This is a genomic window from Brevundimonas sp. KH_058, assembly GCF_057838505.1.
Genome location: NZ_CM174469.1, coordinates 371474 through 396817, shown reverse-complemented (window position 1 = coordinate 396817; position 25344 = coordinate 371474). Strand labels below are relative to the sequence as shown.

Annotated in this window: 24 protein-coding genes; 10 read left to right on the top strand and 14 right to left on the bottom strand. The window is 63.4% G+C overall.

What is annotated here, in order from left to right; genetic code table 11:
• The first annotated feature begins 97 nt into the window (after positions 1-97).
• A protein-coding gene (locus AC3ISA_RS01840) for an IS3 family transposase (protein WP_489178357.1) occupies positions 98-1287 on the top strand; the annotation gives its coding sequence in 2 pieces (ribosomal slippage) (positions 98-356 and positions 356-1287; 1191 coding nt in all).
• A gap of 306 nt (positions 1288-1593) precedes the next feature.
• On the opposite strand, the gene AC3ISA_RS01835 is transcribed toward AC3ISA_RS01840, so the two are convergent.
• The gene (locus AC3ISA_RS01835; protein WP_489179081.1) at positions 1594-2691 is read right to left on the bottom strand and encodes a Fic family protein; all 1098 of its coding nucleotides are present in this window, start codon (positions 2689-2691) and stop codon (positions 1594-1596) included.
• 110 nt (positions 2692-2801) lie between these two features.
• Entirely contained in the window at positions 2802-3542 is a 741-nt protein-coding gene (locus tag AC3ISA_RS01830) for a hypothetical protein (protein WP_489179080.1), read from the bottom strand.
• A 319-nt stretch (positions 3543-3861) separates the two neighbouring features.
• Here AC3ISA_RS01830 and AC3ISA_RS01825 point away from each other — a divergent pair, with 319 nt between their 5' ends.
• Positions 3862-5412 (top strand): DUF6538 domain-containing protein, encoded by a 1551-nt coding sequence (locus tag AC3ISA_RS01825; protein WP_489179079.1) that lies wholly within the window; start codon positions 3862-3864, stop codon positions 5410-5412.
• An 86-nt stretch (positions 5413-5498) separates the two neighbouring features.
• Here the strand turns inward: AC3ISA_RS01825 and AC3ISA_RS01820 are convergent, their stop codons facing one another.
• The 3 genes from AC3ISA_RS01820 to AC3ISA_RS01810 all read right to left on the bottom strand — a co-directional run bounded on the left by AC3ISA_RS01820 (position 5499) and on the right by AC3ISA_RS01810 (position 8522).
• Entirely contained in the window at positions 5499-5744 is a 246-nt protein-coding gene (locus AC3ISA_RS01820; protein WP_489179078.1) for a helix-turn-helix domain-containing protein, read from the bottom strand.
• Between the two features lie 1324 nt (positions 5745-7068).
• On the bottom strand, positions 7069-7650 hold the full coding sequence (locus AC3ISA_RS01815) for a recombinase family protein (protein ID WP_489179077.1): 582 nt from the start codon (positions 7648-7650) through the stop codon (positions 7069-7071).
• Positions 7651-7943: 293 nt separating this feature from the next.
• Positions 7944-8522, bottom strand: coding sequence for a hypothetical protein (locus AC3ISA_RS01810; RefSeq protein WP_489179076.1), 579 nt, complete (start codon positions 8520-8522; stop codon positions 7944-7946).
• A 117-nt stretch (positions 8523-8639) separates the two neighbouring features.
• Between AC3ISA_RS01810 and AC3ISA_RS01805 the strand changes: the two genes are divergently transcribed.
• Positions 8640-9389 carry a hypothetical protein gene (locus AC3ISA_RS01805; RefSeq protein WP_489179075.1) on the top strand — a complete coding sequence of 250 codons (750 nt, stop codon included), beginning with the start codon at positions 8640-8642 and terminating at the stop codon, positions 9387-9389.
• Between the two features lie 281 nt (positions 9390-9670).
• Here the strand turns inward: AC3ISA_RS01805 and AC3ISA_RS01800 are convergent, their stop codons facing one another.
• The 7 genes from AC3ISA_RS01800 to AC3ISA_RS01770 all read right to left on the bottom strand — a co-directional run bounded on the left by AC3ISA_RS01800 (position 9671) and on the right by AC3ISA_RS01770 (position 16069).
• On the bottom strand, positions 9671-9997 hold the full coding sequence (locus AC3ISA_RS01800) for a hypothetical protein (protein WP_489179074.1): 327 nt from the start codon (positions 9995-9997) through the stop codon (positions 9671-9673).
• Positions 9957-11054, bottom strand: coding sequence for an IS6 family transposase (locus tag AC3ISA_RS01795; protein ID WP_489179073.1), 1098 nt, complete (start codon positions 11052-11054; stop codon positions 9957-9959). Before AC3ISA_RS01795 ends, AC3ISA_RS01800 begins: the two co-directional genes overlap by 41 nt.
• Before the next feature lie 71 nt (positions 11055-11125).
• A complete protein-coding gene (locus AC3ISA_RS01790) occupies positions 11126-11305 on the bottom strand; it encodes a hypothetical protein (RefSeq protein WP_489179072.1) in 180 nt (59 codons plus the stop codon).
• A 217-nt stretch (positions 11306-11522) separates the two neighbouring features.
• Entirely contained in the window at positions 11523-11678 is a 156-nt protein-coding gene (locus tag AC3ISA_RS01785; RefSeq protein ID WP_489179071.1) for a hypothetical protein, read from the bottom strand.
• A gap of 327 nt (positions 11679-12005) precedes the next feature.
• The gene (locus AC3ISA_RS01780; RefSeq protein WP_489179070.1) at positions 12006-14399 is read right to left on the bottom strand and encodes a TonB-dependent receptor; all 2394 of its coding nucleotides are present in this window, start codon (positions 14397-14399) and stop codon (positions 12006-12008) included.
• 73 nt (positions 14400-14472) lie between these two features.
• Positions 14473-15432 (bottom strand): FecR family protein, encoded by a 960-nt coding sequence (locus AC3ISA_RS01775; RefSeq protein ID WP_489179069.1) that lies wholly within the window; start codon positions 15430-15432, stop codon positions 14473-14475.
• Positions 15433-15541: 109 nt separating this feature from the next.
• A complete protein-coding gene (locus tag AC3ISA_RS01770) occupies positions 15542-16069 on the bottom strand; it encodes an RNA polymerase sigma factor (RefSeq protein ID WP_489179068.1) in 528 nt (175 codons plus the stop codon).
• A 198-nt stretch (positions 16070-16267) separates the two neighbouring features.
• Between AC3ISA_RS01770 and AC3ISA_RS01765 the strand changes: the two genes are divergently transcribed.
• Positions 16268-17233, top strand: a complete 966-nt coding sequence (locus tag AC3ISA_RS01765) for a glucosamine inositolphosphorylceramide transferase family protein (RefSeq protein WP_489179067.1) — start codon at positions 16268-16270, stop codon at positions 17231-17233.
• Between the two features lie 3 nt (positions 17234-17236).
• The gene (locus tag AC3ISA_RS01760) at positions 17237-18391 is read left to right on the top strand and encodes a glycosyltransferase family 4 protein (protein WP_489179066.1); all 1155 of its coding nucleotides are present in this window, start codon (positions 17237-17239) and stop codon (positions 18389-18391) included.
• Between the two features lie 4 nt (positions 18392-18395).
• Here the strand turns inward: AC3ISA_RS01760 and AC3ISA_RS01755 are convergent, their stop codons facing one another.
• Both AC3ISA_RS01755 and AC3ISA_RS01750 read right to left on the bottom strand, forming a co-directional pair.
• A complete protein-coding gene (locus AC3ISA_RS01755; protein WP_489179065.1) occupies positions 18396-19010 on the bottom strand; it encodes a class I SAM-dependent methyltransferase in 615 nt (204 codons plus the stop codon).
• 141 nt (positions 19011-19151) lie between these two features.
• Positions 19152-19844, bottom strand: coding sequence for an IS6 family transposase (locus AC3ISA_RS01750; protein WP_489179064.1), 693 nt, complete (start codon positions 19842-19844; stop codon positions 19152-19154).
• 269 nt (positions 19845-20113) lie between these two features.
• Here AC3ISA_RS01750 and AC3ISA_RS01745 point away from each other — a divergent pair, with 269 nt between their 5' ends.
• The 5 genes from AC3ISA_RS01745 (at position 20114) to AC3ISA_RS01725 (ending at position 25344) form a co-directional block, all read left to right on the top strand.
• Positions 20114-20863, top strand: coding sequence for a DUF6683 family protein (locus AC3ISA_RS01745; RefSeq protein WP_489179063.1), 750 nt, complete (start codon positions 20114-20116; stop codon positions 20861-20863).
• Between the two features lie 203 nt (positions 20864-21066).
• Positions 21067-21783, top strand: a complete 717-nt coding sequence (locus tag AC3ISA_RS01740) for a DUF6683 family protein (RefSeq protein ID WP_489179062.1) — start codon at positions 21067-21069, stop codon at positions 21781-21783.
• A gap of 431 nt (positions 21784-22214) precedes the next feature.
• Positions 22215-24686 carry a response regulator gene (locus AC3ISA_RS01735; protein WP_489179061.1) on the top strand — a complete coding sequence of 824 codons (2472 nt, stop codon included), beginning with the start codon at positions 22215-22217 and terminating at the stop codon, positions 24684-24686.
• Between the two features lie 11 nt (positions 24687-24697).
• On the top strand, positions 24698-25081 hold the full coding sequence (locus tag AC3ISA_RS01730) for a response regulator (protein WP_489179060.1): 384 nt from the start codon (positions 24698-24700) through the stop codon (positions 25079-25081).
• Positions 25078-25344 carry an Hpt domain-containing protein gene (locus AC3ISA_RS01725; protein WP_489179059.1) on the top strand — a complete coding sequence of 89 codons (267 nt, stop codon included), beginning with the start codon at positions 25078-25080 and terminating at the stop codon, positions 25342-25344. Before AC3ISA_RS01730 ends, AC3ISA_RS01725 begins: the two co-directional genes overlap by 4 nt.

The window sequence follows — 25344 nt, the reverse complement described above, 5'->3', positions numbered from 1 at the left end:
GGCCATTAGGCGGTCTGAAGTGGAGACAAGTTATGACGTGACCCCCTGAAACTCCTCCAGGAATAGCTAGAGTCCGCTCCTCGAAAGGACGGACAGAATGAAGCGATCAAGGTTCACGGAAGAGCAGATCATCGGGATCCTGCGCGAGCAGGAGGCCGGTGTCCCGGTGGCGGACCTGTGCAGGAAGCACGGGCTGAGCTCGCCGACCTTCTACAAGTGGAAAGCCAAATATGGCGGCATGGACGTGTCGGAGGCCCGGCGCCTGAAGGTGCTGGAAGACGAGAACGCCAAGCTGAAGCGGATGCTGGCGGACTCGATGCTGGACAACGTCGCGCTGAAGGATCTGCTGGGAAAAAAGTGGTGACGCCCGCTGCGCATCGAGCGGCGGCGGCGCACCTGCAGTCGGCCTACGCGATGAGCGAGCGGCGGGCTTGTCGGGTGCTGGGCGTGGATCGGACGAGCGTGCGCTATCAGGCGACACGACCGGACGATGGCGCCCTGCGCGATCGGCTGAAGGCCTTGGCCCAGGAGCGTCGGCGGTTCGGCTATCGACGTCTGCACGTGATGCTCCGGCGCGAGGGGCATGCGGTCAACAAGAAGCGGGTCCAGCGGATCTACCGCGAAGAGAAGCTGACGGTGCGTCGGCGCGGCGGGCGCAAACGCGCCATGGGCACAAGGCGGCCGCTGGAGATTCCTCTGGTCGCAAACCAGCGCTGGTCGCTGGACTTCGTGTCCGATCAGATGACCGATGGGCGGCGCTTCCGCATCCTCACAGTGATCGACAACTGCACACGTGAGTGCCTCGGACTCGTCGCCGACACCTCGCTGTCGGGCCGGCGGGTGGCGCGCGAGCTGGACGCCATCATCCTGCGACGGGGGCGCCCGGACACGATCATCAGCGACAACGGCACGGAATATACGTCCAACGCCATTCTGGCCTGGGCGGACGAGGCCGGGGTCGGCTGGCACTACATCGCGCCAGGCAAGCCCCAGCAGAACGGCTTCAACGAAAGCTTCAACGGCCGCCTGCGTGACGAGCTGCTGAACGAGACGCTGTTCCGATCATTGCCGCACGCCCGTGTCGTGCTCGAAGCCTGGCGGCGCGACTACAATGAAACCCGGCCGCACTCAAAGCTGGGATGGCTGACGCCGCAGGCTTACGCAGATGCGCTCAGCGGAAAGATCGGCCGGTCCGCTGCGCTGGTTGAAGGCTGCGCTGACCGGCCTCTTGCCAACCCCACCAACCCCAGTTCAGATCACCAAAGGACTCTCGTTATGGCTGGATGAGAAACGGGGGTCACGTCACGTTCGCTAACAAAAAGCCCAAGGGTAGCCTGAAAATTCTGGAGGCAGTTAACGCAGGCGCGACCGTGGCTGATTTCCTAAAAGATGAGCTTGGAGCGCCCTGAGTAAGGGACGGCTGGCTCCCAGCCAACAAGCGGACATTCGATGTTGGTTTCAACGTCGCGTTTCCGACCGGGAGCCCATGTCCGCTGCTGGCGCGAATACGACGTTGTCTCCGGTCCCGGAGCGGCGCGACCATGGCATTGTTTTCGCAGAACCTCGTCGCATTCAGCTTGCGCGTTTGAGAAGTCAGAGTGCGACCGAATAGCTTGTGCTCCGCCCACCACGCTCGTCTCTCTCCAGCACCCCGCGCTGCACGAGATCGTTTATATCTCGCAGCGCGGTGTCCGACGACGTCTTGGCCAGAGCCGCCCACTTCGCGTTGGTCAACTTGCCCTCAAACCCGTCGAGCAGGCGGTTGAGCACCTTCCTCTGGCGTTCGTTCAGCTGCTGATCGGCCAGGGCTTCCCAGAAGCTGGCCTTGCGTATGACGCTGGCTAGGATGGTTTCGGCACCGTCGAAGGCGCGGTCGAGGCAGTCGATGAACCACAGCAGCCAAGCGGTGATGTCTAGATCGCCTTTCTGGGTCGCCTCCAGCGTCTCGTAATAGGCCTTCCGCTCGGCGCGGATCTGGGCGGACATGCTGTAGAAGCGCTGGGGCGTGCCTTCGGCGCGGGCCAGGGAGAGGTCGGCGATGGCGCGGGCTATACGGCCGTTGCCGTCGTCGAACGGGTGGTTGGTGACGAACCACAGGTGGGCGACGCCGGCCTTCAGCACCGGGTCGGGCGTGGCGGTCTCGAACCATTGCAGGAAGGCCGTCATCTCGGCGTCGAGACGGTCGGCAGCGGGAGCTTCGTAGTGGACGCGTTCGCGGCCGACCGGTCCCGAGACGACCTGCATCGGGTCGCCGTGCGGCGTGCGCCAGGCACCGACGGTGATCCGGCTCATGCCGCTGCGACCCGTTGGGAAGAGGGCGGCGTGCCATCCGAATAGGCGGTCGGCGGTGAGCGGTTTGGAGTAGTTCTGGGTCGCGTCGAGCATCATCTCGACGACGCCCTCGACGTTGCGATCCGCCAGGACCAGGCCGACGACGTCCATGCCCAGGCGGCGGGCGATGGAGGAGCGGACCTGGTCTCGGTCCAGGACTTCGCCCTCGATCTCGCTGGACTTCAGCACGTCCTCGGTCAGGGTGCGGAGGACGGCTTCCTCGCGGAGCGGAAAGCCCAAGGCCTCCATCCGTCCGATCAGCCGGCCTTGGCGATGGCGGACGGCGGCGAGCGGTTGGGCGAGGGCGCTGTCGTCCCAGGTCAGATTGGGCCAATCAGCCAGTTCGTGGATGTAGGTCATATTTGCCGCGCTTTCTGCGGTGAATGTGTAGGCTATTCGCCGCAAGGGCAAGACGTAATCGACGCAAATTGTGCGGTGAATATCGGGTGTATTGGCTGCATCCCTCTCGATCAGGCCGCGAGTTGCCGGGCGCCACAGGGCTGCAGCGCGATGGATACGCCTCTCGCCGCCAGCGGCTCGCCCACGAGATCCGTCAGTCGGGTGAAGGCAATGGGGCTAGTGCAGAGGATGCGCCGTTCGTCGGGCTCCCATCTGGCGCGATCTAGGTAACTCACCGCCGCGCCTTCCCCCGCGATTTTGACGACCGCCTGGCGGATGTCGGTCTGGGCGAACGGGAGGAGCCTCGCCGGCGTCCCGGCGCCGCCATCTGGTCGTCGGCTTTCGGTGGCGCGAAATCTTTTAATGGGTTCATAAAGGTATTGTCGGTCACCGGTGACCGGTTTTCGTGTCGCTGATGTCCGGTTTTCTGGCGTTTGAGTGGTCGCCTGCGTCCGCTTTTCGTGGGTTTGATCGGTCGCCGATGACCGGTTTTGCTGTGCCTTAGCGGCTTCGCCGGGCAGGGTCGCGCGACAGATGTTGGTCCGGCCGCACCCTCTGCGGACCTCCACTTCGAGATAGCCGGCGGCCTGCAGATCTTTGAGATGGCGTCGCAGCTGCCGGGGGCTGACGCCTAGGCTGGTCGCCATGCTCTCCTGGCCGCGCCAGGCGCCACCTTCGCAAGGGTTCAGATCGTGGAGGATGAAGCCGGCGACGGCCTTGGCCTGAAGGCTGATCTTGGGATCGCTGGCGATCCGCTGATGCCAGGCCAGTTTTTCGGCGACGAAGTTCTCGGGGGCGAGGCGGCGGCTCATGAGCGAACCTCCGGCGTTGCAGGCGAGTCGGGCAGGGGGTATGATGCCTTCGGCCTTGAGTGTTGTGCCAAGCCCATTCGAACCCCGTCGAGCGCTGCAACGCTGGCGGGGTTTTTCGTGTCCGAGAGACGTCCCGAGGGGTTAGCCAAACGGGAAAAATCCCTAGGGATTTCAATATGCGCCTTACACGCCGTTAGGCGAGGTAAGGCCTTGAATTCACAAGAAGAAACGATTTCCTCTCTGTCCGCCACGGTGCTACAAGCTCTTGTTCTGAAAGAGTTTCTTGTGAAATCAGTCACTTAAAATGGTGATGGGCCGAATGTCTGCTACACTCGATACGGAGAAAGCAGACGTGTTGACTGGTCTTATCAGACGCGAGGGTGGGCGGTATTCCACGCGCCGCATCATCCCCTTAGAGCTCCGTCCCGCATACGGCGGGAAGCGGGATATCGTCAGGGCATTGGGAACGGCGGACCCGGCTGAGGCGAAGCGTCGGCACGTGGTGCTATGGGCCGCTTTTGATCAGGAGTTCGCTGCTGCGCGAGCCTTGCGACGCGTCGTAGACGTAGAACGGGTTGACGCCCCCGCCATATCTGAGCCGATCGATATAAATGCCTACGCCGCGCGGGCCTTAGTGGGATTGAGGAAAAGGCGTGCCAACTACATCGCCGCTGGGAAGTTGGAACAGTTCAATGCTGAGACCGACGACGCCATGTGGGTTTACGATGGCACCATAAAGCACGGAGACTTCACTGGTTTGTCGGTTGCCGAAGCTGAAGGAATGAGGATCGCTACGCGAGCTCTCCTCACCGGCGAGGGGGCGGCAGCGCTGGCGAGTGTTTCGAATAAGCCATCAATCAATAGAGATGCTGGTCCACGATTGACCTTGTCCGAACTATTGGTGCGATGGGAGAAGGAGCGGAGGCCACAGCCCAGATCCGTAAAAGACCTCCAGAGAAGCGTGAGGCGGTTCGAAAATGTAGTTGGCGTCTTGTCTATTCAAGATGTGAAGAAGCAGCACGTCATAGCATTTAAAGATGCTCTTCTCGCAGACGGAAGCACACCTAAGAACATTAATGTCATAATTCCGTTTCTTGGAACGTTATTCAATTTTGCTGTGGCAAACGATCTGATTGAGGTCAATCCGGCTAAAGGCATAAGCGTGCTCGATAAGGCTCGCTCGGGTGACAAGCGTCGCGGATACACTAGGGACGAACTTACATCGTTGTTCAGAGGACCTGTTCATTCTCAGGGAGATCGGCCAGTAGGGGGCGGCGGCGAGGCTGCGTACTGGCTTCCGCTTTTGTCGCTTTATACCGGTGCAAGACAAACTGAGTTGGGCCAGTTGCATCCCGAGAACGTCTGCCAAGAGCGCTACGATGATATCGATGGCAATGAATGCTCTGCCTGGGTAGTGCGGATTGTCGAAAACGAGGCGCGTGGTCAAAAAGTAAAAACAGAGGGAAGCGAGCGACGCGTTCCTCTTCATAGTGACCTGATCGGACTAGGCTTTTTGCAAGTAGTCGCTACTGCGCGCGCGCAGGGTAGGGAGCGTATCTTCCACTCCATCAGGCCTGCCAGCTCGGGAGAGCTTATGGGGAACTGGTCAAAATGGTACGGTCGATACTTGCGTAAGACTTGCTTGGTCACTGATCCGAGGGTGGTTTTCCACTCGTTGCGACACAGCTTCAAAGACTACGCCCGAGCTTGCATGCTGGACACGGCGGTTCACAACGCCATCACGGGTCACGAAACCGGGGATGTAGCTGATAAATACGGCTCGCTCGATTTCCCCCTTGCACCCCTTGTCGATGCGATGGCGCGCTACCGAATTCCCGGGTTCGTGCTGCCGCCCCCTCCTCGGGGCTGAGTGGCGGCGAGAGTGCCGAAAAGCGAGGCGCTGAGCGTGATCGGATACTCCGCTTGGGTTTGCCCGGCCAAGTGCGAGTGCGGGTCTCAAAGCTCCGCTTTTGCGAGGAGCTCAGCGGCAGAGAAACCGAGGGCGCTCGCTATCCTCAGCACGTTGAGCATCGTCAGATTGCGCTCGCCGCGTTCGATCTTGCCCATGTGAGAGCGGTCGATCCCTGCCGCATGCGCAAGCGCTTCTTGAGACAGATACATTTCGCGTCGCCGGGCGCGGATGGCTTGACCTAAGGCGGCGAGATCGCCGCCCTCATCCTGCTGTCCAGAGATGCGGCCCATAGGCGCGATCTGGGCCGCTTGTGGTATATACGGCCACGGTATTTACGACCTATTTTAGCGATGGTAGAGCTGAGCCGTGATGTGGATTGCCCTCCTCACGGCGGCTCAAAATATGCGGCCCGCTCACGTTCAAAAATGTCTCACCCATTTGCAGGTCCGCGTTCGCACGCATGCCCTGAGGATGGCGATCACGTTTGAAAGGTTCGAGATTTGCCGGTCATTAGGGTATTTGGGGCGGTGGTGCTGAGTTGCCTCAGCGTGGCATGCGGAGCCGTTACGACAGCGTATGCTGGTGCGCCCGGATGGAACGTGAGGGTCACTACTGACCCAATGACAGACAGGCGGCGAGGCATAGCTACAGTAGAAAGTAGCTCACCAGCGGGCGTTACGACTGCAAATGTGCCTACGTCATTCGTAATGGCTACAGCTCCTGCCAGAATACATGGCTTGGACAGATACACGTTGGTAGTTAAGTGCGATTACTCGACGCATAGAGTTTACGTATCGCTAATGTTTCCGCGTGGCATAAACATGAATGCCTCCACTATAACCCATCGCTTTGATCAGGGGGCGATCTCTAACGCTCCTTGGTCCGAAGGCGGGAGTGGTGCCGCCATTCTGACGGATGATGTCTGGGTCAGACAGTTCACGCGGGCGGCATCAGCATCCAGTCGGATCGCTTTCAGGGTCGAACCTCTGGAGGCGGGCTACTCCGGCTACACCACCAGCTTTCCCGGCGCGGGATCAGCGGCAGCTATCGCTCGGGTCTATGAGGCTTGCGGGAAGGCTCTGCCTAGATAGCTTCTTGTGTGTCTGCTCATGCTACCCGCTACCTGCGGAGGGAGGATTTCACCATGCTTCCTTCTTATTGACCCTTTGTCAGTCCTGACCAGCTTGCGGTTCCCTGGCCCTTGGCATGCTGACTGGTCGTGGGTCTCCTTGCTTCTTGGACCCTTCGATCAGTGGCTCTTGGTCCATCCAACCCACAGCCGCCTCTTGGGGCGCTATCGTCGCTGCCGCCTTTCCCTAGTTAGCCGTACTGCTTGGTTCATCTAGGGACACTCTTCGGCTTCCTCCCCTTGGCTTTCCAGCCTTGGCTTCCCCGGAAATAGATACAACGCGCCACTGGGTTTCTCTGTGCGTGGCGGTATCGATACTTTCGTCGGCACAAAAACCAGCGCAGCTCAGCGTGCCTTCTAGCGGGGTGGCGGTGCTAGCGAGGCCGGATGGATGCTTCTCAACTTCCACCACTTGCTAGTCCGACCATCACGCGTCGCTGCTAAAATGAAGGCTAAGCGGCCGCACTCGGTTTCCGCTGCCAAGCCTACGCCTTTGCCGCCTTGTAGCGTTTCACGGTAGCCGGAGAGAGGCCGAAGTGACAGGCGGTCTCTGTGATGCTGGCGTCATTGTCCTCGCGCCATGCGACTACGGCGGCGGCGTCCTGAGCCTTCGGACGGCCGAGGCTTTCCTTGCCCCTGTGCGTCCGGCCTGTCGCAGCGAGAGAGGCCCGAGCGGCGACCCGGCCAGCTTGCGTCCGCTCCTTGATCCGCTGGCGCTCCATGTCCGCGACTTGGGCCAGCACGGCGAGGATCAACTCCCCGACACCGCGACCAATGGGGCCGAGGCCGTGGACATGGACGGTGACGCCCTCGTCGATAAGGCGGCGAACGGTGGCCTGAACGTCCAAGGCGTCTCGGCCGAGGCGGTCAACGGCATAGACATGGACTGTGTCGCCGGGCCGGACCTTGCTTAGCAGATCGGAGAAGCCCGGCCGGTTAGCCGCGAGCGTCCCGCCGCTTATGCCTTCGTCGCTGAACTCTTGATCGAAGTCCCCGCCGAGGGCGAGGCGCTGGCTCTCTATGCTCTGGTCCCCGGTGCTGACCCGGTAGTAGGCAATGCGGTGCATCGCTGGCTCATAAGTTAGGTGATGTTATAGGCTGGCTCATATGACCGGCTCAATGCATCTGTCAACCTACCTAATGAGCCGGGCGCTTAACTTACAACTTGTGAGCCTATCTTTTTGGCGGCAGCGAAGGCCTTGGCATTTAGAACGCGGTGGCGCTGTGGGCTTGATGGCGGGCAGGCATTCCGTCGGCGGCATGATTATTTCCGGCCAGCCGGGAGGGGATACCGGGGGAGCCAGTGCCTCTTAGGATCGGAGGGCTCCCCTCGCATAGCCAAGTCGGATTTCGGCCGTGCTTATTGTGAAAGCGCTTGGGTGAGGGGGCCTAGAAACGGCGCAAGGATGGTCATGTGGTTGGCAGCATTAGCGATTAACCGCTGATAGGCTTGCCCTTTTCCTTCCGAGCTATCGCTCGTTTCTATGGCTTTCAGGGCTTCTAGCAGGGTCTCTCGCTCAGCCGCGTCGTCCACTCCCTGCTCAATGGCGGATGCGACCTGGGCAAAGATCGACGTGGTGTTGACGACATTCGTTGAGTTGTCAGTGGAGTTCAAGTTAACGCGAGCGTTGTGACCTGAAACATTGATGTAGTGACCCCCTGTGTGCCGCGCAAACGAGCCCTTCCTGAACACCTTAAGATTATAGTGCGGCGGTATGGGGCCTAATCCGTCGGAATAAACAGCGTCACGTATGATGAAGACCTCCTCCTTTCCGTTTGGAAGGAGCCGTCTGACTTCATCGCCAGCCTCAACGTCTATCGATGCATCAGGGACCTGGATTTCGTTCGTGCTGATAATGCCCGTCGTGGAACAGCGAAGCGTGCCGTCTGGCGCTACGATGTCGATAGGCGTCTTCGGGAAATGGTCAAAGATGGTCATGCTTGCCTCGCGGTCCTTCAAAGAACGTAGGAAGAACAGACTGCCTTGTCACCCCCTCAGCATAACAGCAGACACCTAAGCTTAACCACTTTGCCGCGAGTGAAGCTCACGGGTTAGTTGGAGATCGAGATGCTGGGTTGGGTCATTGGTGGTGCCATCGTTTGGGCGATAGTTTGGTGGTTCATGAACCAAGCTAAGCGGCAGGCGCAACGCGCAGCCTCAGTCCAAATGTTCGATGACGACGTGAGGGTTAAGGTCGCTGCCGCTCAGAGTGAACTGAGCCCCGGCGAGTTCCAAGACTTGTTGATCGCTCTTGACGCTACCGCAGGCGTGTCGCGTCGGATGCTTCAACAGGGCATGAGCCCAATGGTCGTGCAAGCTGCTGGATCGTCAGACGCAAGGCAAAGGATCGCTGCTGCGTTAGAGGCACGGCGCGCCAGAGAGGGGGCCGCCTTAGATGCTGCTAAGAAGGCTGGGATCGAGGCTGGCGACGACGGCTATCTCAAGCCCGACCTACACATGGCCGCTAAAGGCTATGCCGCCGTCCAATCTACTCGCATGGCCAAGCCTTATTTGGAGGCGACACAGTTACGGCTTGAGGCCACTAACTTAATTGCAAAGAGTGTTGGTGACGAAGCGACAGAGCAGCAACGCATGTCGGCGCGATGGGGAGCGGTCTATGCGCTCGGTGATGGCTCGGACATGTATCTCGCAGGGCTTCAAGCATATGACGAGGCGGTTAAGGCTAGCGCCAATCCTCCGTCAACCGATCGCTATGAAGCCGCTGCGCTCGCGCATCTGACAATGGTGATGGTCCAGTATCCCGAGGAGTTTTCTCGATACGTCGGCTTTGAACTCAACCAGTGAAAACGCGTCTCAGGCGATCCTTGTAAATGCGTGGCGGATTGTTACACTCGGACCTCAAACATGTAGCAGGCGGTTCCCGCTAAGTGGTTGATTTCATTGATTGTGGCGGCAGTCCCTCTCTGTCCGCCACCCCGCCTCAGCTAAAACAATCGCTTAGTTGCCGTTTGCCAAGTGTGCGGTGCGGCGCACCTGCGGCGTGTCGAAGTTGACGCCTTCAAGTGACATCGGCACACCGTGGCGCACTCCCGGCACAGTGTTGCGCCGCTCAAACAACCGTGCGTTCAATGGCAGATCAGGGGGAGGCGATCATGTGGCTGCTTGTTTATATTCCGGCGCTTGCCGGGATTTGGCGGTATCGCTTTTGGGGATTCTGGAAGTGGGTCGTCGCGATGTTTCTTTGGCAATCGGTTGCCGACTTTCTCTTCGCTGCGGGTGGCACCCTCGACCAACCCCAAGGGGATGGGTTGATTACCGGGATGGTGCGTCGGGCAACCAACGACGGTGCTGAAGTCGCCTTGCTGGGCGTAGGCTTCTGGATCGTCTTCCTGATCGGCGTGGTCCTCATTGTCAGCCAGATGCGAAAAGCCGCGCGGCAACCGCCAGCGCACGCCGAAGTGACCAGCAACGTGCCACTGCTGCGACGCATTGCTGAGACTGGCGGTCTGACTCTTGCGATAGCTGCGCTGATGTTCGTTTCACTCTCGGCGATGATGTCGGGGAAGCCCTTGGCAGCGACGCAAGATGCTTACACGCTCGAACAAGAAGTCGCCGACGCAGCAGTGGAAATCGGCCGAACGGTGCCGCAGCAGATCGACCCTTCGACCAAGTTGGTCGGCGTTCGCTCGTCTGGCCGCGTCCTGATCTATGACTACGAAATTTCGGAACGTGGCACGCCCGAACAGATGCGCGACTTCTTCGCAAAAAACACGCTGACAAGAGTTTGTGAGGATGCGGTGATGCGCCCAGAGATGCGGCGCGGCGTGACGTTCCGCTACTCCTACATGCTGATCGGCCAAGAGGCGCCGATAGAGATCGACGTGTCTGAGGCGGTTTGCGCCGCAACGGTTGGGGACCGCAGTGACGGCACGCAATAGTAGCGCAGCGGGACCACACATCACTCCAATCAGCGGCCTCGTCGATGACGCGGCCGACTACTTCAAGACCGTGGTGATTCCCGCGGTCGAACTGGCATGCGCTCAGGGGAATGCAGTGCCGCAGGCCAAGCTGGCTCAAGGCCGCTTGGTATGATGAGAGCCCGTCGGTGACGATCTTCTCGGGCTCGACGGGCTGGTTGCGCAGCAAACGCCGGAGCAGCTTCAAGGCCGCGTCGGTCTCCCGCCGTCGCTGGACGACAACGTCCAGCACCTCGCCTTCATCATCTACGGCGCGCCATAGGAACATCCGCTTCCCACCGATTGAGCAAACGACCTCGTCGAGATGCCAGCGTGGAGAAGGGGAGGGGCGAAGCTTCTTTAGCCGCCGTGCGATCTGGGGTCCGAACTTGATCGTCCAGCAGCGGATCGTCTCGTAACTCACATCGATTCCACGCGCGGCCATCAGCTCTTCAACGTCACGAAGGCTGAGGCTGAAGCGAAAGTAGAGCCACACAGCTTGGCGGATTATCGCCGCAGGAAAGCGATGGCGCTTAAACGAGAGCGGCTTCACGAAATGCGATCTCCGATCAGACCCTTAGGCGGCCCTGCAGTGGAGACAAGTTAGCGTTAGACTGACAACACTCAGATCAATTGGTCCTTTGGCGCGTCGAACTTGAACACAGCCGGGTCCACCCAGCCCGTGACTTGGAACGACAGTTCCAGTCCTAGCCGCGCGACGCGGTCATAGTCGCGATCCAGCAGCACCGAGGCGTAACGCTGGAAGCTTTCCCATTTGACATAGCAAGTACCGATACGGTCCAACCCTCGTCATCGGAGAACGTCGCGGCGTGGTCAGGCTGGACGAGCGCGTCTCTCAAGGACGCCAACACCTCGGCGCGGAAATCCAGCGGCAGTCCCGCCAGACGCTCGTAATAGTCGAAATCTTGGCCGAGCAAGACGAAGTCTGGGCCAAGCGGATCCAGAGGTCCTGGCGGAAGCTGCAGAACGTCGCTCGCGGTCTGGCCGCGTTTGAGGATCTTCACAGCCCGATCAGGCCCGTGAACTCAGGTGTCGAGGCGAACAGATGGTATTGCGTTTGAAAGCTAAAATCGTTCCAGGCGTCCTGTTGCAAGGCCAACCCGTCGAACTTCGGCGGATTGGTCCGGGACGGCGGGAACACAGTGATAGCGATCATGCGAGTCTGTCCTTGACCGCGCTTGGGGCGGGATCGGCGCTCCTGCGTAGTCGCTCGCCAGGCGGCGATCAACGTCGCGCGGGGGCTGAGCGGACATTCAAATCGGTTTGTCACGCCTTTGGGGTCGGACATCGCTGTTAGCGTCGGGAGGTCTGGAATCTGGAGTGATCCTAAGGGCCGCTTGTGGCGCTTTGCAGACTTGCCAGGTCACGCAAGGAGAGGGTGCTTTGCGCCTAAACGCCATTCGCGGAAGCTGGACTGCGGGTAGAGATCCGCCTTCCTCCCTCCACCGAATTCCTATGAGGGAACGTCGTGGGCGAAGGTCTGCTATTGAGGCGTCCACCTCAGCGTGACGCCGATAGTGCGGGGGCGCAAGGGAGTGACGGCCTGGGCGTCAGGCAGGCGGAAGGGGTCGCTGTAGGCGAAGGTGTTGGCCTCGGTGTCGAACAGGTTGTCGACGAACAGGGTCGCGACCCAGAGCGAGGCCTCCACGCCCAGCGCGAACCGACCCGTGCCATAGTCGCCCATGCGATGCTGCTGGCGGCCGTCGAAGGTCAGACGGGACGAACCGACGTAGGACAGGCCTCCGTCGGCGAGCAGTTGAAGGCGATCCCCCAGCGGCCGACGCCAGGTGAAACCCAGATTGGCCGAGGCCTTGGGCACGCCGGGCAGACCGGCGTCGCGTCGGGAATCGAACTGATCGCTGGGATCGGTGATGCGGGGATCGGCGACCAGGCCGTTGGCGAACAGCTCAAGCGTCTCGGTCGGTTTCCAGTTCGCCTCGATCTCAAACCCCAGATCGGCGCCGTCGCCGACGTTGACGACATAGGCTAGTCCGCTGGGCAGAAACTGATCGCTCTGCACATCGCGCCAGCGCGCCGCATAGACGGCCGCACGCACTCGGGCGCGTCCATCGGGCGAACGGTATTTGGCGCCGAACTCCAGGTTCCACAGCGAGTCCGGCTGGTATTCGCGCGCCGGTGAGTCCGCCAGGCCGCTGAAGTCCTGTCCGATGACGCCTGCGGTGTTGAAGCCCCCGGCGCGGTGACCCTGGCTGATCTGGGCCGACAGGTTCAGACGTTCGCTGGGCTGCCAGGCCAAGGCGATCTTGGGCGTCAGGCCGGAGGACGCGCCGCTCCCGTCGAAGGCTCGCCGCCGCGAACCCTGGCGCACCTCGGAGGTCGTCTCGTAGTCGAGGGCGTAATAGCGGGCGCCGGCGGTCAGGCTCAGTTTTGGCGTCAGGTGCAGCGACGCCTCGCCATAGACGGCGGCCTCGTTCAGGCTGTCGCGGCGCGCCTCGGAATAGACGGTCAGCGGCGCCGGCCGCAGAGCGGACAGGACGGGGTTGGTGCGGGTGGTGCTGGACGACACCAGGCCGCCAGCCAGCCAGCGCCAACGGCCCACGTCGGGCGATGCGAAGTTGGCTTCACCGACGATCAGATGAATGTCTTTGTTCTCGTCCAGGGCGCCGATCCGCCAAGGCGACCCAAAGCGACGCAGGGCGCTGGAGGCGTCGTATCGGCTCTTGAACCCATGTTCGACCACGGCGAGCGAGGCATTCATATGCCCCCAGGCTCCCCGGCCTTCCAGCGTCAGCGAGGCCTGATCGAAGCGGTTCTGGTGGGGTTCGCGCACCAGATTCGCGCGTCGCAGCGGCCCTAGACCGCGATACACATAGTGAGTGTCCTCGGTCACGATCGACTGATGAACGACGCCTGCTCGCGCAGTCCAGCCGGGCGCGATCTGCAGCGCCGCCGACACACGTCCGCCACGCCGCGTGCCGTCGTTGACGCGGCGCAGTTTCAGTTCGACGTCATTGATATAGCCGCTGTATGTCTCGCCATAGATGGCCGCCCGGATCGCCGCGCGATCCCCCGCCAGCGGCAGGTTGGCGATCAGCGAATAGTCGGAGTTCGCGCCTCCGCCCCTGGTATGGGAGCGGGTAAGGGCGACGGACAGCTCCTCCTGACCGAACTCGGGCGCACGCGTGACGATGCGGACGACGCCGCCTATGGGACCGGTGCCATAGAGCGTGCCTTGAGGGCCTCGCAGCACCTCGACCCGGTCGACGTCGATCAGCTTCAGGTCCGGGTCCGGCGCGCTGTAGGTCACAGGCGTCAGGTCCAGATACAGGCCCACGGTCGATTGCGTCAGGCCGGTGAAGACGCCGTCGGATATGCCGCGCAGCAGGATCTTGTTTCGGCCGGGACCGAGGTTGGTCACCGTCATGCCGGAGATCAGACTATCAAGCCCCTGCATGCCGGTGACGCCGGAACGGGCGATGCGCTCGGAGGCGACGGCGGTCATGGCCGATGACGAATTCTGGATCAGCTCCGGCCGGCGAGGGGCGGTGACGATGACTTCGCTGACCTGAGCCACGTCTTCGGTCGACTCGCGGCGAGGGGATGTGCCTCGCGCGGGCGGCGGGGCAGTTGGTGACGAGGGGCGCGGCAGCGCGCGGCTGATGATCACGGCGCCGTCTGCCCGGATGACATGTCGACATCCCGATCCCGCCAGGATGCGGGTCAGGGCGGTATCCAGGGACATGCGGCCATGAAGCGCCGGGCTGGTTCCCTCGCAGGCGCTCAGACTGCCGCCCAGCGACACGCGCGCCTGAAGTGCGAGGTCGAGCAGCGCGCCATCGACGGATTGGCGGGAGACGTAGAAGTCCAGCGTTCGCGCATCGGCCGCCTGCGCCGGCGCCGACAGGGCCGTCGTCAAAATCAGCCCAAGGCTGGGGATCAGGGCAGCGGCGCTTGACCGGGGATGGCCGGAGGTTAGAGGCCGCCTGGCCTCAGCGGGCGCCACGCGCGCTTATGCGCACTTCGGACGTCGAGGCCTCGACGCGAACGGGTGCGAAATCCTGGAGCTGCTGCAACATCACGGCCTCGTCGCCTACACGCAGGGCGCCGGTGAAACGCAGCGCCTTAACGGGCGTCGATAGCACGACTGGCTTGTCGAGATAACGCGAAAGATCGTCGGCCACATCGCTCAGCGGGCGGTCGCGATAGACCAGCACGCCGCTGCGCCAGGCCGAGGCGCGATCCGGTGAGACGTTGCTCATACGCGGCTCCGCTTGGCCCCTTTGTTCCAGGGTCTGGCCTGCCGTCAGGCGCACGGGCGCCGGGGCGTTTGCGGGCGTCACGGCGACGACGCCGCGTTGAACCGTCACGGCGAAGTTGTCGCCATGGTTCAACACGTTGAAGGCGGTGCCCAGCACCTGGACCTGATGATCGCCGGCGGCGACCACGAAGGGATGGGCAGGATCGTGGGCGATGTCGAAAGCGGCCTCGCCCTCGGTGAGCGACACCGACCGCCTGTCGTCGTCGAAACGGACGTTCAGCGTGGAATAGCGGTTCAGATAGACGTGCGAGCCGTCCTCCAGGGCGACCGAAAGCGGCGCGTCGGTGGTCGCGTAGGTCTGGCCGGTGGGTGTCATCCAGAGCCACAGGCCAACCGCCAGGGTGACGCTGGCGGCGATGCCGAGACCTGCGCCCAACCAGGGCGAGCGACGGTTGGCGCGGCGTTCGCGGGCTGCGGACAGGTCGATGACGGGCGCCGCCGTGACCGGGGCTAGGTTTGCGGCATCCAGATCAACCCAAAGCCGTTCGACGGCGTCATAGGCGTGCGCATGGGCGGGCGAGACCTCCAGCCAGGACTGGAAATCGAGCCACGCGGATTGGGGCGCCGTCTCGTCACGCAGTGTGACGAACCAGTGCAGCGCCTTTTCCTTGATGTCGGTCTCTGCGGTCATCCGATCCCAGCCTGGAGTTCCGCCGTGCAACGGACTTCCTGATAACCAGACGTCGCCGCGAAGGCCGCACCTCCAGATTGATTTCCTGAAAAGGTGAAAAAGGACGTCTTCATGGCTGAACCTTTCGGGCCAGAACGCGCAGGGCGTCCATCATGTGTTTCTCGACGGAACTGCGCGAAACGCCCAACTGGGCGGCGATGTCGGCGTAGCTGACGCCGTCGAACTTGTGCAGGCGAAAGACTGTCTGAGTCTTGGGCGGCAGGGTTTCCAGCGCGGCGACCAGGCGGGCCAGCCGCTCGCGCCCCGCCACGACCGCCTCGGCGGAGGGGGCGGCGTCCAGATCTTCCGCCGCGCCGACCTCGTGGTTGATCTGGCGCCACTGGGTGTCGCGGTTGGTCGCCCGCTGGCTGGAGCGCCAACGGTCCATCAGCAGATTGGAGGTCAGCCGGAAAAGGAAGGCGCGCGGATTGTCGGGCGGCGGATCGGGATCGAGCGCCGAGACCTTGAGGTAGATGTCCTGCAGCACGTCATCGACATCGCCGGATGCGCCGCCCAGCCGCGCCCGGCAGAACCGCGCCAGGTCTTCGCGCTGCTCCAGGTAGGCGGCGACCAGGGGATGCGCGGCGGGCGCGGTCAAGCAGGCGAAATCCTCTCATGCGACCGTCGCGGGTCGTGACCCTCAATGCCGTGACGATTTTCCTGAGGCAAGGGCCGGTCGGCGGCGTCCTTGTCATGAAGGCGCCGTGCAGCGCCGACGAGCAGGATCCAGATGCGCGCGTTTGCAGGACACGACGGCACTGCGGCTCCGGCCTATTTGGTCGGCTAGGGCGTCGTCATGTTCGACATCTGGCGCTCGGGCTTCATCCGCCGTCCCTTAAGCAGTTTCCTTGACCATGCGCCGCGCGCCGACGAGGTGGTCTGGCTGCCGGATTGCGGGCCGCACGCCTATTTGGCGGACCCGTTCGGGATAACGCGCAACGGGGTGCTGACCGTCTTCGTCGAGGCGTTCGACTATCATGTGCGCCGGGGCGAGATTCACTATCGCCAGTACGACGCCGACGACCGGCTGGTGGGCCAGGGCGTCGCCCTGACCGAGCCTTGGCACCTGTCCTATCCGACCTTGATCGAGGACGGCGGCGAACTTTACATGCTGCCCGAGGGCTACAAGAGCGGCGGGCTGATCCTGTATCGTTGCATGCGTTTCCCCGACCAATGGGAGGCCGTTGCGCGCGTCGGCGAGGCGGCGGCCATTGATGCGACGGTGGTGAAGTACGACGGTCGGTGGTGGATGTTCCACGCCCTGCCGGGACCCGACGACCGGGCGATGCGCGAGCTTCATATCGCCTGGGCCGACAGCCTGACCGGGCCCTGGACGGCGCATTCCGGCAATCCAGTGCTGAGCGGATTTCAGACCTCGCGGCCCGGCGGTTCGGCCTTCCTGCGTGACGGCGCTCTGCATCTGCCGGTTCAGGACTGCGCGGGAACCTATGGCGCGGCGATCAATCTGTTGCGGATCGACGCCCTGACACCGGGGATTTTCTCGGCCTCGGTGGGGAAGCGGTTCGAGGCGGGCGATCTGATCGAGGGCTTCGGCGACGGCTTCCATACCCTGTCGGGCCATGGAGACATCACCTTCATCGACGTGAAGGGCATCCGACAGTCGCCGGCGGAACCCTGGCTGAAGGCCGGGTTCAAGGCGCGTCGCCTGTTAGGTCTCAACGGCCCGCGCGGTCGTCGTGCGACAGGCGCCGCCGTTCATCCCCAGATTTTCTCGCCCGCTTCCGTTCGCAAGGAAGGCTAGACCATGCGTATCGCCGTCGTTCTGCCCCGTGGCTGCAGCTTCTGTCCCGACAAGGCCAACTCGATGGAGACGGTGGTGCGCACCCTGTCGCCGCACAGCCGCCTGAACCGTTCGGTCACCCTGATCTGCGATGCGGGTGCGACGCCGCGTGCGGACCTGAACATGCTGACGGCGCCGGCCGGTTTGGGCCGCAAGGCGCGCAACGAAGCGGTGGCGGCCATCCTCAAGGCGCTGTCGCCCGACATCGTCGAATATCATCAGCAGTTGAAGGCCGCGTCCGAACTGGCGCGTCAATTCCCTGGCGCGACCCACGTCCTCTATCGCCACACCCGCATCAAGCCGGCCAAGAACCCCATCGAGGCCTTCCGCTACGGTCGCCGCCTGGCGCGGTTCGACCGGCTGGTGTTCGTCAGCCAGGCGGCGGGACAGGAGTTCGCGACGGACTATCCGCGTCTGGCCGGGCGGGTGTCTTCGGTGTGCAATCCGATCGAGGTCGAGGCCTGGCGTGCATCGCCGGACGTCCGCGAAAACCTGATCCTGTTCTCCGGCCGCGCTATGCGGGACAAGGGGCTGGACCTGTTCTGCGCGGCCTTGGCCGAGACGCTGGATCGTCATCCCGACTGGCGTGGCGCGCTGATGCTGGGCGATTGGGAGAAGCATCAGGACTGGGCCGAGCCTTTGGTTAGGGCGCTGGATCGGTTCGGCGACCGGGTCGAGATCCACAAATCGGCGTCCCTGGCCGAGGTCAGAGACGTGACGCGTCGCGCGGCCATCGCCGTGACGCCGTCACGCGTTCGCGAGGCCCTGGGACTGGCGGCGCTGGAGGCCCATGCGGCGGGCGCGGCCCTGATCTCGTCGGGTCGTGGCGGTTTGCGCGAAGCGAGCGGCGAACACGCGGTCTATGTCGAGGTCGAGGACGCCGCGCCCCTGACGGCGGCGATGAACCGCCTGATCGAGAATCCGGCGGAACGGCTGGCTCTGGCGCGCAGCGGACAGGATTTCGTGGAGCGGGTGCATTCCCCCAGCGCCCGCGCCGCCGAACTGGACGCCCTGCGCGAGGTCTTGGCCGACCGGTCGCTGTCGAGCCGTTCGGCGGCGAAGGCCCGCTGGTCGTGGTTCCTGCCGCGACACGGGTCGCAGCCCAGACTTCAGGGATAGGCGCCTAAGCCTTGCGGACGAGGCTGTCGTAAACGTGGGTCACCGCATCGAACCGCACGCGTGTCGGCTGGTCGCCCAGCGGCGTCGGCTCGAAGTCGGCCTCGGTCAGGCCGGCGGCGACCGGATCGTCGATCTTGTCGGTGTTCCAGCCCAGCAGCAGCCGCCCGCCGGGACGCAGGATGGCGGCCAGAGCCTTCAACGCCATTCGTTGTTGCTCGGGACTATCGACGCCATAGCCCAGCACGCCGTTGCAGACGATTGCGTCGAACGTCATGTCGGAGAAAAACCGATCCGCCTCGCAGACGTCGCTTGTGCGGTGCCGACCTTCGCGGCCCCAGCGTGCCGCCGCCGCGTCGATGTCGGTCGTCCAGACCTCGCCGCCGTGGGCTTCCAGCGCGGCATAGTCGTCCAACGTATATTCGCGGCAACCGACCCACAGTATGCGCCCCCCATCGACCGCCAGGGCGGGAACATAGCTGTCGGCCATCACGCGCCGGTCCGGCAGGCTGCGGATGCGGGCGGCCTTGGCGGACCGTCGCTTGCGGTCGGCGTCCTTGCCGAAGATCAGCGCCCTCACGACCGTTCCCAGACCCACGCGCTTCCCCTTCGATTGCCCCATGGGGTTGTTATCGAGCGGCGGTTGATCTGCCAATCGCCAGCTTGGCGATTTTGCAGGGCTTTATTGCAAAGCCAAGCTTTGATGGGACAGTGCTGTGAGTTTAATCGAGGAGCACTGCAACTTGCGCAACCCGACGAAATCTCAGGCGACAGCGACGGCCCATGCCGCATTCGCCCCGGCGCGGAAACGGCGGAGGTTCGGTCGGCTTATGAGATGTCGTTGGGTGTAGAAGGTGTTGTGGATCGCGGCGTGAGTTGTGAGAAAGCGCTGGGCTGAAGCCTGAGATTTGAAGAGCTGCTGCTGTCGCTCCCGCCGGCGTATCGGCAAGTGGGAGTTCTCCGCTCGATTGTTTTCTCGCAGCCGGCCGGGGGAATGCAGGTGACGCAGGCCAAGCTGACCCAAAGCCGCCTGGTATGACCCGAGGCCGTCGGTCACGATCTTCTCGGGCTCGACAGGCTGGTTTCGCAGCAGCCGCCGCAGCAGCTTCAAGGCCGCGTCGGTGTCTCGCCGGCGCTGGACGACAACATCCAGCACCTCACCTTCGTCATCCACGGCGCGCCATAGAAACATGCGTTTTCCGCCGATCGAGCAAACGACTTCGTCGAGGTGCCAGCGGGGCGACGGGGAGGGGCGAAGCTTCTTCAGTCGTCGTGCGATCTGAGGTCCGAACTTGATCGTCCAGCAGCGGATCGTCTCGTAGCTCACATCGATCCCTCGCGCGGCCATCAGCTCTTCGACGTCACGAAGGCTGAGGCTGAAGCGGAAGTAGAGCCACACGGCCTGGCGGATGATCGCGGCGGGGAAGCGATGGCGCTTGAACGATAGTGGCTTCACGAAATGCGATCTCCGATCAGGCCATTAGGCGGTCTGAAGTGGAGACAAGTTAGCGTTAGACTGACAGCACCCCGAGATGACGGCCGTTGGTCAGGAGATCAGCCTGATCACCCAGGCGCTGAACAACGTCATCAAGTCGATAGGCGAAGCCGGTTCCACGCTGGCCCGCAAGCAAGGCTGACGTCGAGGCGAATGAAATCGGACGGCGAGGGAAATTCTCGCCGCCCGATTGTCGTTATTCAGCGTGTCTCGAAGATTGGAGTATCTCCATGGTCAAGCGTCTTTCCGTCGTTACTGTCATCGCTACGGTTCTTGTCGCCTCATCGGCGTCCGCTCAGGACTTCATGCCGACCTATACCCCTGATTTTCAGGCCAATATGGCTCTCAACACGATGGTTGGGAATCAGCTGGAGCGGGACTCCCGTCGCGGCCGTGCCTCATCTTCTTCGTCGTCTTCGGCCAGGAGCCCTGCTGCCTCCGGGGCGGCAGGCGCGGTTTCGACCGCCTATCGGGCTTCGACCGCAGTGACATCGCGTGTCAAACGCCAGTTCGCCGCTTTCGTGGGATCCACAGGCGGCGACCAGGCCGGTATCGCGGCGGCCATGGAGCGTGAAGACTTTTTCGCGCGCTGGGGGCGTCATGTGTCGCAATATGGCCTGCGACGCGGAAGCGTCGCTGATGCGATGACCGCCTATTGGGTTCTGAACTGGCAGATTGCCAATGACGTCCGCGAAGTCGATCGTTCGCAAGTCTCTGCCGTCCGTTCACAAGTCCAATCCATTCTGGGAGGGAACCCAGGATTCTCGCGTCTGGACGACGCTCAGAAGCAGGAGATGGCCGAGGCGATGATTTTGAATTTCATCGCCCAAAGCGTCGCCTATGAGGACGCTATGGCTGCAAACGACGCAGACATGCAGCGTCGTTTGCAGAACGCCGCGGTGGCGCGTTTCAATAACGAGATGGGCGTCAATCTACGCAGCATTCGGCTCACCAACACGGGGTTCACCCCCAGCGCTTGAAAGGGTCAGGGCGAAAGCCCGGCGGCCAATCCTTCTACGGACGATGAAGCGCCGTCGGCCTTCCCCGTCTTCCATTATGTGATCGTAGGCTTGGGCCTGGCCACGTTGGCGGGTCTGTTTGCCCTATTTTTCTTCTTGGGACGTCGAAGTCGGAGATAAGGCCAATGACGAAGCGTTCGCATCACGCAAAAATACGGTTCGCCATGATGGTCGCGACTGTGGCGGTGCTGGGGAGCCCTGCCGGGGCTCAGGACTATGCGTTTCAGGGCTTCGCGACCTCAGACGCCATGAACCAGATGCACGCGGCGATGCGGGACAACATGATGTCCTCGGGCGATGGCTCGGCTTCGTCTGCCAGACGGGCCGCTCGCGCTCTTGCGGCTCCGTCGGGGGCCGTGGTCAGCACGACCTATCGCGCCTCGCCTGCCGTCTCCACGCGGGTCAGGTCTCAGTTTGCGGAATTCGTCGGCAGAAATTCCGGTCGCGAGGCAGAGCAGCGCGTGCGATCCGTGCTCATGAACGGTGATCCCGTCGGCAGCTGGTCAGGCATCGTCCGGTCCGATGGCCTGCGATCCGGCGATGTTGCGGACGTCATGGCCGCCTATTGGGTGATGAACTGGGTCATCGCCAATCAGGGCGACAATAACCGCGCCCAGACCCTGGCGGTTCGTGACCAGGTTCGTCGCTCGATCGCAGGCGGACCGATCGCGAGGCTCGACGACGCCGGTCGTCAAGAGATGGCCGAAGTGCTGATGCTGAACTTCCTCGTACAGCACGCGGCCTATGTGGACGCCATGCAGCGCGGCGACAACGCCATGGCGCGCCGTTTGGGCGATGCGGCCGTCACGCGGTTCAGAAACGAAATGGGCGTCGATCTTAGACAGCTGCGGCTGACGCAGGCTGGTTTCGTTCCAGCTTGAAAGGGTCAGGGCGAAAGCCCGGCGGCCAATCCTTCTTCAGACGATGTCGCGCCGATGTCCGCCATCTCCGTCTTGCGCTGTATGATCGCACGCTTGGGCTTGGCGATGTTGGCGGGACTGCTTGTTCTGTTCTTCTTCCGGGGGCGCAGAGGCGAGGATAGGTCAGAATGAAGCGTGCGTGCTGTGAACGGCATGATCTCCAATCGCAGCGCCAACCAACCCGCTGAGGATTTGCGGCTGAGGTGACCGTCCTCTTGCCGTGTCGTCAATCCGGCGTGAGCTCGCCTTCACCTCTATTAACCTTATCGCCTTGAAGTTGTTTGGTCGCAGGGGCGGGGATGGTCTTGCCTATCGAGGCGGGATGTCGGACCGTCGGGGTGAAGGCCGATGCACGTCGGGGTGGCGGCGTCGGCTGAGGTCGAGAGGGCGGGATGGTGCGCGGATCACGTCGGCGGTGGGGGCTGGGCCTGGCGGTTGTGGCGCTGGTGGTCGGTCTGGCGTGCGTCGGGCTGGAGATGCGGCGTGATTTCGAGCGGGTTCGCGCGCTGCGTCAGGAGACGGCGCAGTCGCACAAGGCGCGCGAGGAGCTTCAGACCGTCTTCTCTCTGATGCAGGACGCCGAGACGGGGCAGCGCGGCTATATCATTAGCGGCGATCCCGATTTTCTGGTCCCCTATACGATCGCGACCGAGCGCCTGGGCCGGGAGTTGCCGCAGCTGAGGGCGGCCTATGTGGGCGATCCGGTTCAGCGCGCCAACATCGCCGAGCTGGAACGACGGATCGCGGTCAAGCAGGCGGCGATGCGCGAGGCGCTGGAGGCCCATGATCGGCGCGGCCGCGAGGCGGGGCTGACGGCCGTCGCCACCGGCGGCGGCAAAGAGGCGATGGATCGTATTCGCGCGACCATCGACCGGATGACTGAGATCGATGCGCGGGCGTTGACGGCGCTGACGGGGCGGGTCGAGGCGCGGTCGCAGGTGACGGAGACGATGGTGACGGCGCTGTTCCTGGCGCTGATCCTCGTCGTGGCTGGGTCGGCATGGTTGTTCGTGCGCTATGTGACGACGCGGCGGACGCTATTGGCCGAGGTGCGGGCCACGGCGGCGCGCCAGGAAGCCATCTTCGACAGCGCCATCGACGCCATACTGACGCTGAACCCCAGCGGCACCATCGAGACGATGAACGCCGCCGCCACGCGGATGTTCGGCTGGTCGGCGCAGGAACTGGGCCGGCGTGACGTGGCCGTGCTGCTGGAGGCCAGCGACCAGGGTGACAAGGGACTGATGGCGCGGATCCGCGCGGGCGGGGCCGATGCGACGGGTGGGTTGGTGCAGGAACTGACGGGACGGCGGCGAAGCGGCGAGGCGTTTCCGGTCGATGTCGCCTTCAGCCCGCTGGAACTGCCGACCGGCGTGCATCTGGTGGCGGTGGTGCGCGACATCACGGATCGGCGTCGGGTCGAGGAGCTGAAGAAGCAGTTCGTCTCGACCGTTAGTCATGAGCTGAGGACGCCGCTGACCTCTATCGCCGGGTCGCTGGGCCTGCTGGCGGGTGGTGCGGCGGGCAGCTTGTCGGAGCGTGCAGGTCGCCTGATCGGCATCGCCCATTCCAACAGCCTGCGGCTGGTGCGGCTGATCAACGACATTCTGGATGTGGAGAAGCTGGAGTCCGGGCAGATCAATCTGGAACTTCAGCCCATCGATCTGCGCGAGGTCGCGATCCGGTCGCTGGATAATGTGCGAGGATACGCCGACGGGCTGGGCGTCAAGCTGGAGCTGGCCGATGGGCCGGCGGCGCCCGTGATGGGGGATGTAGATCGACTGGTGCAGGTGGTGGTCAATCTGTTGTCGAACGCGGCCAAATTCTCGCCCGAGAGCGGCACGGTCGAGGTCGCGGTCATGCCCGAGGCGCGTATCGTGCGGCTGAGCGTGCGCGATCACGGGCCGGGCGTGCCCGATGCGTTCCGGGCGCGCATCTTCACCAAGTTCGCCCAGGCCGACGGATCGGACACGCGCCAGCGCGGCGGCACCGGCCTGGGGCTGGCGATCGCCAAGGAGATCGCCGAGCGGCACGGCGGGCGGCTGTGGTTCGAATCGGCGCCGGGCGAGGGGGCGACCTTCCATCTGGACCTGCCGATGACCGTCGGCGACGCCGCGCCGCAGACGACGTACGGGCCGCGCCTGTTGATCGTCGAGGACGATCCCGATGCGGCCGAGGTGCTGCGGATCATGCTGGCGCAGGACGGCTTCGACGCCTTGGTCGCCGGCAGCGCCGCCGCCGCGCTGGACGCCGTCGAGGACGAGGGGTTCGCCGCCATTCTGGTGGATCTGCAACTGCCGGACGCGGATGGGATCGGCCTGATCCGGGCCCTGCGCGAACGGCCCGGTACGGTGGACACGCCGGTCGTGGTCGTCTCGGCCGATGTGGCCCGAGGCCGTGCGCGAGGGCGGTCGCTGGAGGTGATCGACTGGCTGGAGAAGCCGTTCGATCAGGAGCGTTTGCGCAGCGCCATCGCCGCGGTGCTGGAGCGGTTGGGGCGTCAGGCGCCGGTCATCCTGCATGTGGACGACGACCCCGACATTCTGCAGGTCACCGCCGAGACCCTGGCGGGGATCGCCGAGATCACCCACGCGACCAGCCTGTCGCAGGCGCGCAAGGTGTTGGCGCGGACCAGGCCGGATCTGGTGATCCTGGACCTTGGGCTGCCGGACGGGTCGGGGCTGGAGCTGTTGCCCGACCTGGGCGAGGGGGCCAAGGGGATCCCGGTCGTGGTCTATTCCGCGCAGGACATGGATGCCGCGCTTGGCGAGCGTGTCGAGGCGGTGCTGGTCAAGTCGTCGGCGTCGCTGGCCGATCTGGCCCGGACGGTGCGGCGATTGACCTTCACCCCACGTGATCGCTGAGAGGAAAGCCCATGCCGCTGACGGTGATGCATATCGACGACGAACCGGACATCCGCGAGGTGGCGGCGTTCGCGCTGGAGCTGGACCCCGACCTGGTGCTGACCAGCGTGGGGTCTGGGGCGGAGGCGCTGGCGCATCTGGAGACGGGGCCGGCGCCGGACATCATCCTGCTGGATGTGATGATGCCGTCGATGGATGGACCCAGCCTGCTGGCGCGTCTGCGCGAGATCGAAGGGCTGGAGAAGACGCCGGTCGTCTTCATGACGGCGCGCGCCCAGAGCGAGGAGGTCGAGCGACTGAAGGCCTTGGGGGCCATAGGCGTTGTGGTGAAGCCATTCGATCCGATGACCCTGGCGAGGCAACTGCGGGACATTCTGGCGGCGGCGGACGCATGAGCAACGATCCGCTGGCGGCGCTGAGGGCCGAGTTCTGCGTCCGGGCGGTCGAGGATCGGGCCGTGTTGGCGCGGGCTTTGGCGGTGGGTGATCCCGATCGGGTGGAGCGGGTCGCACACGGTCTGGCGGGATCGGCCGGGCTGTTCGGGTTTTCCGATATTGGCGCGGCGGCGCTGGCGGTGGACGATGGGTTCGCGTCGGGGCGAGGGCTGGATGCGGCGGCGGCTGACAAACTGATCGCGGCGCTGGACGCCTTGCCCTGA

Bases quoted from the DNA above. Each gene is read 5' to 3' on its own strand.
- AC3ISA_RS01825 (WP_489179079.1), top strand. From the start codon at position 3,862: ATGTCTGCTACACTCGATACGGAGAAAGCAGACGTGTTGACTGGTCTT.
- AC3ISA_RS01820 (WP_489179078.1), bottom strand. From the start codon at position 5,744: ATGGGCCGCATCTCTGGACAGCAGGATGAGGGCGGCGATCTCGCCGCC.
- AC3ISA_RS01730 (WP_489179060.1), top strand. From the start codon at position 24,698: ATGCCGCTGACGGTGATGCATATCGACGACGAACCGGACATCCGCGAG.
- AC3ISA_RS01810 (WP_489179076.1), bottom strand. From the start codon at position 8,522: ATGACCATCTTTGACCATTTCCCGAAGACGCCTATCGACATCGTAGCG.
- AC3ISA_RS01745 (WP_489179063.1), top strand. From the start codon at position 20,114: ATGGTCAAGCGTCTTTCCGTCGTTACTGTCATCGCTACGGTTCTTGTC.
- AC3ISA_RS01815 (WP_489179077.1), bottom strand. From the start codon at position 7,650: ATGCACCGCATTGCCTACTACCGGGTCAGCACCGGGGACCAGAGCATA.
- AC3ISA_RS01755 (WP_489179065.1), bottom strand. From the start codon at position 19,010: ATGGGGCAATCGAAGGGGAAGCGCGTGGGTCTGGGAACGGTCGTGAGG.
- AC3ISA_RS01765 (WP_489179067.1), top strand. From the start codon at position 16,268: ATGTTCGACATCTGGCGCTCGGGCTTCATCCGCCGTCCCTTAAGCAGT.
- AC3ISA_RS01830 (WP_489179080.1), bottom strand. From the start codon at position 3,542: ATGAGCCGCCGCCTCGCCCCCGAGAACTTCGTCGCCGAAAAACTGGCC.
- AC3ISA_RS01760 (WP_489179066.1), top strand. From the start codon at position 17,237: ATGCGTATCGCCGTCGTTCTGCCCCGTGGCTGCAGCTTCTGTCCCGAC.
- AC3ISA_RS01835 (WP_489179081.1), bottom strand. From the start codon at position 2,691: ATGACCTACATCCACGAACTGGCTGATTGGCCCAATCTGACCTGGGAC.
- AC3ISA_RS01735 (WP_489179061.1), top strand. From the start codon at position 22,215: ATGGTGCGCGGATCACGTCGGCGGTGGGGGCTGGGCCTGGCGGTTGTG.
- AC3ISA_RS01775 (WP_489179069.1), bottom strand. From the start codon at position 15,432: ATGACCGCAGAGACCGACATCAAGGAAAAGGCGCTGCACTGGTTCGTC.
- AC3ISA_RS01740 (WP_489179062.1), top strand. From the start codon at position 21,067: ATGATGGTCGCGACTGTGGCGGTGCTGGGGAGCCCTGCCGGGGCTCAG.
- AC3ISA_RS01785 (WP_489179071.1), bottom strand. From the start codon at position 11,678: ATGATCGCTATCACTGTGTTCCCGCCGTCCCGGACCAATCCGCCGAAG.
- AC3ISA_RS01725 (WP_489179059.1), top strand. From the start codon at position 25,078: ATGAGCAACGATCCGCTGGCGGCGCTGAGGGCCGAGTTCTGCGTCCGG.